General features: G+C 64.7%; 7 protein-coding genes and 1 pseudogene. 6 read left to right on the top strand and 2 right to left on the bottom strand.

The features are described from left to right. Window positions 1–160, top strand: a pseudogene (locus QZM67_RS39585) (3-hydroxybutyrate dehydrogenase); the annotation flags it as partial. Window positions 161–320: 160 nt separating this feature from the next. On the opposite strand, the gene QZM67_RS39580 reads toward QZM67_RS39585, so the two are convergent. After that, entirely contained in the window at window positions 321–1,520 is a 1,200-nt protein-coding gene (locus QZM67_RS39580) for an amino acid aminotransferase (protein WP_043188767.1), read from the bottom strand. Window positions 1,521–1,783: 263 nt separating this feature from the next. On the opposite strand from QZM67_RS39580, the gene uvrB reads away from it, so the two are divergent. The 5 genes from uvrB to QZM67_RS39555 all read left to right on the top strand — a co-directional run bounded on the left by uvrB (window position 1,784) and on the right by QZM67_RS39555 (window position 7,328). After that, entirely contained in the window at window positions 1,784–3,874 is a 2,091-nt protein-coding gene (gene uvrB / locus QZM67_RS39575) for an excinuclease ABC subunit UvrB (protein ID WP_175026442.1), read from the top strand. A gap of 219 nt (window positions 3,875–4,093) precedes the next feature. Next, window positions 4,094–4,645: an iron transporter gene (locus tag QZM67_RS39570; RefSeq protein WP_043188762.1), complete on the top strand. Its 552-nt coding sequence runs from the start codon at window positions 4,094–4,096 to the stop codon at window positions 4,643–4,645. A 55-nt stretch (window positions 4,646–4,700) separates the two neighbouring features. Beyond that, window positions 4,701–5,033, top strand: coding sequence for a cupredoxin domain-containing protein (locus QZM67_RS39565; protein WP_174941706.1), 333 nt, complete (start codon window positions 4,701–4,703; stop codon window positions 5,031–5,033). A 58-nt stretch (window positions 5,034–5,091) separates the two neighbouring features. Beyond that, a complete protein-coding gene (locus tag QZM67_RS39560; RefSeq protein WP_175026444.1) occupies window positions 5,092–5,934 on the top strand; it encodes an FTR1 family protein in 843 nt (280 codons plus the stop codon). After that, entirely contained in the window at window positions 5,931–7,328 is a 1,398-nt protein-coding gene (locus QZM67_RS39555; RefSeq protein WP_301811840.1) for a 4Fe-4S binding protein, read from the top strand. The genes QZM67_RS39560 and QZM67_RS39555 overlap by 4 nt, the downstream gene beginning before the upstream one ends. A 146-nt stretch (window positions 7,329–7,474) precedes the next feature. Here QZM67_RS39555 and QZM67_RS39550 read toward each other — a convergent pair. Next, a partial coding sequence (locus tag QZM67_RS39550) for an integrase core domain-containing protein (RefSeq protein ID WP_155625489.1) occupies window positions 7,475–7,565 on the bottom strand: 91 nt, incomplete at its 5' end.

The following is a 7,565-nucleotide window of genomic DNA, read 5'->3' as shown; positions in this document are numbered from 1 at the left end:
AGAGGAAGTGATCAAGAAGGTGATGCTCGGCAACACGGTCGATGGCGTGTTCACGACGGTGCAGGACGTCGCGCAGACGGTGCTGTTCCTGTCGGCCTTCCCGAGCGCCGCGCTCACGGGCCAGTCGGTCGTCGTCAGCCATGGCTGGTTCATGCAGTAACGCCCTGCCGCGAGCGGCCGCGATGCGCGCCGCTCGTGCGATGTCGTTACGCCGGCAAGCCGGGCAAAAGGCATAAAAAAAAACGCGCTCCAGGGAGCGCGTTTTTCGTCTCGGCAGAGTGGGGCAGCGCCGATAACGGCGGCTGCCCGCTCACGCCACGTTACTTCAGGACGGCTGCGACCGCATTGGCGACCGCGTCGAGGTTGCGCGTGTTCAGCGCGGCGACGCAGATCCGGCCCGTGCCGACCGCATAGATGCCGAACTCGTCGCGCAGGCGATCGACTTGCGCCGAGGTCAGGCCCGAATACGAGAACATCCCGCGCTGCTCGTTGATGAAGCTGAAGTCGCGGTCGACGCCGCTTGCCTTCAGGCGCTCGACGAGACCGTTGCGCATCGCACGGATGCGATCGCGCATTTCACCGAGTTCCTGCACCCACGAAGCGTGCAGTTCCGGCGATGCGAGCACCGCGGCGACCACGGCACCACCGTGGGTCGGCGGGTTCGAGTAGTTCGTGCGGATCACGCGCTTCAGTTGCGACAGCACGCGCGTCGCTTCTTCCTTGCTCGACGTGATGATCGACAGTGCGCCGACGCGCTCGCCGTACAGCGAGAACGACTTCGAGAACGACGACGACACGAATGCGTTCAGGTCGGCCGCAGCAAACAGGCGCACGGCGGCAGCATCGGCCTCGATGTTCTCGCCGAAGCCCTGGTAAGCCATGTCGAGGAACGGCACGAGGTTGCGCGCCTTCACGACGTCGACGACCTGTTGCCATTGCGCTTCCGTCAGGTCCACGCCGGTCGGGTTGTGGCAGCACGCGTGCAGCACGACGACCGTGCCTGCCGCGTAGCCGTTCAGTGCCGACAGCATGCCTTCGAAGTTCACGCCGTTGGTGGCGGCGTCGTAGTACGGGTACGCAACGACTTCGAAGCCGGCTGCTTCGAACAGCGCGCGGTGGTTTTCCCAGCTCGGATCGCTGATCGCAACCTTCACGTTCGGGTTCACGGTGCGCAGGAAATCGGCGCCGATCTTCAGCGCGCCCGTGCCGCCCAGTGCCTGGGCCGTGACCACGCGACCTGCTGCGATCAGCGGCGAGTCGTTGCCGAGCAGCAGCTTCTGCACGGCCGCATCGTAGGCAGCAATGCCGTCGATCGGCAGGTAGCCGCGCGGCAGGCCGGCCTCGACACGCACCTTCTCTGCTTCGCGAACCGCGCGCAGCAGCGGAATCTTGCCTTCTTCGTTCGTGTACACACCGACGCCGAGGTTGACCTTGGTCGGACGCGCATCGGCGTTGAAGGCTTCGTTCAGGCCCAGGATCGGGTCGCGGGGAGCAAGCTGGACAGCGGAGAAGAGCGACATGATGATTCGGCAGTAGTGAAAAGAGGGTCAGGCTTTCAACGGGCGGGGCGGGCGCGGCGGACCGCGCGCAGGCAGGCACGACGCCGGAAAGCGCAGCAGCCTGACATTGTAGCGAATTCACGCAGGCGGGGGCGGCGTTTCAGCGGCGAAATTCGGCCGGGAATGGCGATTTCGGACGGTCGTCGCGCGTCAGGAGCCGACAGCAGTTCGCGAGGCCGCGAAGCGCTAGAATGCTTTCTTTGCCCTCGCTCCGGCCGCATTCCATGTCCGAACATAAAGCCGAAACCGGCGACGCGCTCGACGAATCGAAATTCGTGACCTTCGAAGGGTCGCCGTTCCAGCTGTATCAACCGTATCCGCCCGCCGGCGACCAGCCGACCGCGATCGAGACGCTCGTCGAAGGGGTCGAGGATGGTCTCTCGTTCCAGACGCTGCTCGGCGTGACGGGCTCGGGCAAGACCTTCACGATGGCGAACACGATCGCGCGGCTCGGCCGCCCGGCGATCGTGTTCGCGCCGAACAAGACGCTCGCCGCGCAGCTCTACTCGGAATTTCGCGAGTTCTTCCCGCGCAACGCGGTCGAGTACTTCGTCTCGTACTACGACTATTACCAGCCTGAAGCGTATGTGCCGCAGCGCGACTTGTTCATCGAAAAGGACTCGTCGATCAACGAGCACATCGAGCAGATGCGGCTGTCGGCGACGAAGAGCCTGATGGAGCGTCGCGACGTCGTGATCGTTGCGACGGTGTCGGCGATCTACGGTATCGGCAACCCGTCCGAATACCACCAGATGATCCTGACGCTGCGTACCGGCGACAAGCTCGGCCAGCGCGACGTGATCGCACGGCTGATCGCGATGCAGTACACGCGCAACGAGCAGGATTTCCAGCGCGGCACGTTCCGCGTGCGCGGCGACACGATCGACATCTTCCCGGCCGAACACGCGGAGCTGGCCGTGCGCGTCGAACTGTTCGACGACGAGGTCGAGACGCTGCAGCTGTTCGACCCGCTGACCGGCCGCGTGCGGCAGAAGATTCCGCGCTTCACCGTCTATCCGTCGTCGCACTACGTGACGCCGCGCGACACCGTGATGCGCGCGGTCGAGACGATCAAGGACGAACTGCGCGAGCGGCTCGAGTTCTTTCACGGCGACGGCAAGCTCGTCGAGGCGCAGCGCCTCGAGCAGCGTACGCGCTTCGATCTCGAGATGCTGCAGGAGCTCGGCTTCTGCAAGGGCATCGAGAACTACTCGCGGCATTTCTCGGGGGCGGAGCCCGGCGACCCGCCGCCGACCCTCGTCGACTACCTGCCGCCCGATGCGCTGATGCTGCTCGACGAGTCGCACGTGCTGATCGGCCAGCTGAACGGCATGTACAACGGCGACCGCGCGCGCAAGGAAAACCTCGTCAACTACGGGTTCCGGCTGCCGTCCGCGCTCGACAACCGGCCGCTCAAGTTCCCCGAGTTCGAACGCAAGATGCGCCAGGTCGTGTTCGTGTCGGCCACGCCGGCTGATTACGAGCAGCGCGTGACCGGGCAGATCGCCGAGCAGGTCGTGCGGCCGACCGGGCTCGTCGATCCGGAAATCGAAGTGCGGCCGGCGAGCTCGCAGGTCGACGACGTGCTGGCCGAGATCAACGAGCGCGTGAAGGCCGAGGAGCGCGTGCTGATCACCGTGCTGACGAAGCGCATGGCCGAGCAGCTCACCGAGTTTCTGGCGGACCACGGGGTCAAGGTGCGCTACCTGCACAGCGACATCGATACTGTCGAGCGCGTGGAGATCATCCGCGACCTGCGGCTCGGCACGTTCGACGTGCTGGTCGGGATCAACCTGCTGCGGGAAGGGCTCGACATTCCGGAGGTGTCGCTCGTCGCGATCCTCGACGCGGACAAGGAAGGCTTCCTGCGCGCCGAGCGCTCGCTGATCCAGACGATCGGCCGGGCCGCGCGGAACGTGAACGGCAAGGCGATCCTCTACGCGGACAACATGACCGAGTCGATGAAGCGTGCGATCGGCGAGACCGAGCGGCGCCGTGCGAAGCAGATCGCGCACAACGAAAAGATGGGTATCACGCCGCGCGGCGTGGTGAAGCGCATCAAGGACATCATCGACGGCGTCTACAACGCCGACGAAGCGCGCGCGGAGCTGAAAGAAGCGCAGCAGCGTGCGAAATTCGAGGACATGTCGGAGAAGCAGCTGGCGAAGGAAATCAAGCGCCTCGAAAAGCAGATGGCCGACTACGCGAAGAACCTCGAGTTCGAGAAGGCCGCCGCGACCCGCGACCAGCTCGCGCTGCTGCGCGAGCGCGTGTTCGGCGCGAACGTCGGCGATCACGTCAGCGGCGGTCGGTAAATCTTTCAAAGCGTCACCGAAATGTGCCGGTAATCGAGCTGTAAGCCTTGTCGGATCAGGGGTTTACGCGGTGCCTCGTTTGTTCCGGAACAGGATCGGTGCTAAACTCCGCAATTATTGAGAATAGTTCGCATTAACGTTATTCGTCGCGTTAGTGTTTCCAGCGGGGCGCCCGGCGGGTGGCCCGCACGGTGTCAGATCAAATAACAAGGAGTGTCCATGTTGGGTTCTTCGTTCATCCGCACGTCGGTTGCGGTAGCGGCGGCGCTTGCCGCGATGTCGGCCTCGGCTGCCGAATATCCGATCGGCAAGCAGCAGATCCAGGGCGGCATGGAAATCGGCGCGGTGTACCTGCAGCCGATCACGATGGACCCGGAAGGGATGATGCGCAAGGCGTCGGATTCCGACATCCACCTCGAGGCCGACATCCATGCGGTCAAGAACAACCCGACGGGTTTCGCGGAAGGCGACTGGATGCCGTACCTGCAGGTCACGTACAAGCTGACGAAGCAGGGCGACACGAAGTGGAAGGCGGAAGGCGACCTGATGGGCATGGTCGCGAGCGACGGCCCGCACTACGGCGACAACGTGAAGCTGTCTGGCCCGGGCAAGTACCACCTGACGATGACCGTCAAGCCGCCGATGCAGTCGGGCCACATGGCGTTCGGCCGTCACATCGACAAGGAAACGGGTGTGGGCGCATGGTTCAAGCCCATCACCCTCGAGTACGACTTCCCGTTCGCCGGTATCGGCAAGAAGGGCGGTTACTGATCGGTGGCATCACGGACGGCGCGCTTCGGCGCGCCGTCGGCGTAGAGAACCCAGAATGAAAATTCCCCAGAAAGTCTTTGCCGCAGCCGCTGCGTTGTGGCTTGCCGGCGCAGCGTACGCTGCCGATCTGCCGACGTTCAAGCTCGAGATGACGGACGGCAAGCTCAACCCCGCTCGCATCGAAGTGCCGGCCGGGCAGCGTTTCAAGATCGAGATCAAGAACACCGGCAAGGGCGCCGCCGAATTCGAGAGCGTGCAACTGCGCAAGGAAAAGGTGCTCGCGCCGGGCGCCGATTCGTTCGTGGTCGTCGCGCCGTTGTCGCCGGGCGAATACAAGTTTTTCGACGATTTCCACCAGCAGGCACAGGGCGTGATCGTCGCGAAGTAACGCGTTTTATCTGCGCGCAGGCCCACCTGCCCGGTGTACCGCGCGTCAGGAGGTATCGATGGGTCAGATCTTGTTCATCGTCTGGCGGGAGAGCGTCGAAGCGCTGCTCGTCGTCGGCATTCTCTACGCATGGCTGAAAAACGGCGACGACGACGCGCGCCGCGGCCTGCCTTTTCTCTGGGCCGGCGTCGGTGTCGGTCTGCTGATGGCGGTCGGCCTCGGCGCAGCGCTGGTCGGTTTCACCGAAGTGCTGTCCGGCGACGCGCAGGATTACTTCCAGACCGCCATGGTGCTGATCGCATGCGTGCTGATCGTGCAGATGGTGCTGTGGATGCGCAGCCACGGCCGCACGCTGAAGCGCGACATGGAGCAATCGCTGCAGCAGAGCACGCGCGATTCGAACTGGTGGGGCGTCGCGGTGCTGGTCGCGCTCGCGATCGCGCGCGAAGGCAGCGAGACGGTGATCTTCCTGTACGGCCTCGGTTTCGGCCAGTCGGGCCACGTCGACGGCAGCCAGATGCTCGCGGTCGTGATCGGCCTCGGCCTCGCATTCCTGACGTTCTATCTGCTGCAACTCGGCGGCAAGTATTTCTCGTGGCGGCACTTCTTCCGCGTCACCGAAGTGATGCTGCTGTTCCTCGGCGCGGGCCTGTTCCAGACCGGCGTCGACAAGCTGATCGACAAGGAAATCCTGCCGCTCGGCATTTCGCAGGTGTGGGATACGTCGTCAATTCTCGATGACTCCAGCACGTTCGGCTCGCTCGTCGCGACGCTGACGGGCTATCGCGCGCATCCGGCGCTGACCAACCTGGTTGCCTATGCGGTGTACTGGGCCGTCGTCTGGCTGTTGATGAAGCGCGCGAGCCGCCGTCCGGCCGTCGCCGCGGGCCGCGCGGCATGAACGTTGCCGCCGCAACCAAGCCGGGTTGGCTCGCGCAGGCGGGCCAGTGGATGCAGCGCCACGGCGCGGTGATCCGTGGCATCCAGTGGGTCGTCGTCGCCGTCTATGCGTTCCTGATCATTGTGCCGGCGGTGCTGCCGCTGCCGGACGATTCCGCGCACCTGTGGAACAACCTCACGCTGATCGCGCAGTTCGTGTTCTGGGGCATCTGGTGGCCGTTCGTGCTGCTGTCGATGGTGATGCTTGGCCGGGTCTGGTGCGGCGTGCTGTGTCCGGAAGGTGCGCTCACCGAATTCGCGAGCAAGTTCGGCCGCGGTCGCGCGATTCCGCGCTGGATGCGGTGGGGCGGCTGGCCGTTCGTCGCGTTCGGGCTCACGACGATCTACGGGCAGATGGTCAGCGTGTACCAGTACCCACTCGCGGTGCTGTTCGTGCTCGGCGGCTCGACCGTCGGTGCGATCGTGATCGGTGTGCTGTATGGCCGTGAGAAGCGCGTGTGGTGCAAGTATCTGTGCCCGGTCAACGGCGTGTTCGGGCTGCTCGCGCGGCTTGCGCCGATGCGCTACAAGGTCGACGAGGATGCGTGGCGCCGTTCGTACAAGAACGGCGAGCATGGTCATCGCGTGATTCCGATCAACTGCGCGCCGCTCGTACCGTTGCGCAACATGAAGGGCGCGGCGGACTGCCATATGTGCGGCCGCTGCAGCGGGCACCGCGATGCGATCTCGTTGTCGTTGCGCTCGCCGTCCGACGAAGTCGTGAACCTCGGCGCGCAGCAGGCGAACCCGTGGGACACCGCGCTGATCCTGTACGGCCTGCTCGGCGTCGCGATCGGTGCATTCCACTGGACCGCCAGCCCGTGGTTCGTGCAGATCAAGCAATGGCTCGCGGGCTGGCTGATCGACCATGACATCACGTGGCCGCTCGAAACCAACGCACCGTGGTTCCTGCTCACGCATTACCCGGATCGCAACGACGTGTTTTCTTGGCTCGACGGCGGGCTCGTCGTCAGCTACATCGTCGGCACGGGGCTCGTGTACGGCACGACGCTGCTCGTGCTGCTGGCCGGTGCCGCGCGGATGCTCGGCCGCTTCGATCGCGTGCGGCTCCATCATCTCGCGCAGGCACTGATTCCGATCGCGGGCGCGGGCGTGTTCCTCGGGCTGTCGGCGACGACGCTGTCGCTGCTGCGTGCCGAGCATGTGCCGCTCGGCTGGGCCACGGACGTGCGTATCGCGATCCTGGTCGGCGCCAACGCGTGGAGCGCGTGGCTCGCGTGGAAGGTGACGGGGCGTTATGCGGCCTGGCCGCGCCGGCTTGCCGCCTTTGCGTGGTTCGCTGCAGCGCTGGCCGTCACCGACAGTGCGTGGTGGCTGATGTTCTGGGGGTTCTGAGCGGCGTTTGCGCTACCTGGGGCCATCCCTACACGGAGCAGGGCGGAAGGCGATCCATCGGGATGCATTGAAGTAACCGCGAACGGCAGGTCGAACGCATCGACGCCACCTGTCAAGTCCTGGAATAGGTTGACAGTATCCAGACGCTAGAACGCCCGATGCACCGCATCGGGCGTTTTGTATTTCAGGGCGGCATGTGGCCGCTCGTGGTTGTAGATGCGCACCGACTGTTCGACC

Source organism: Burkholderia sp. AU45251, from assembly GCF_030482905.1.
Taxonomy (GTDB): domain Bacteria; phylum Pseudomonadota; class Gammaproteobacteria; order Burkholderiales; family Burkholderiaceae; genus Burkholderia; species Burkholderia aenigmatica.
This window is presented reverse-complemented; position numbering and strand designations above follow the sequence as displayed.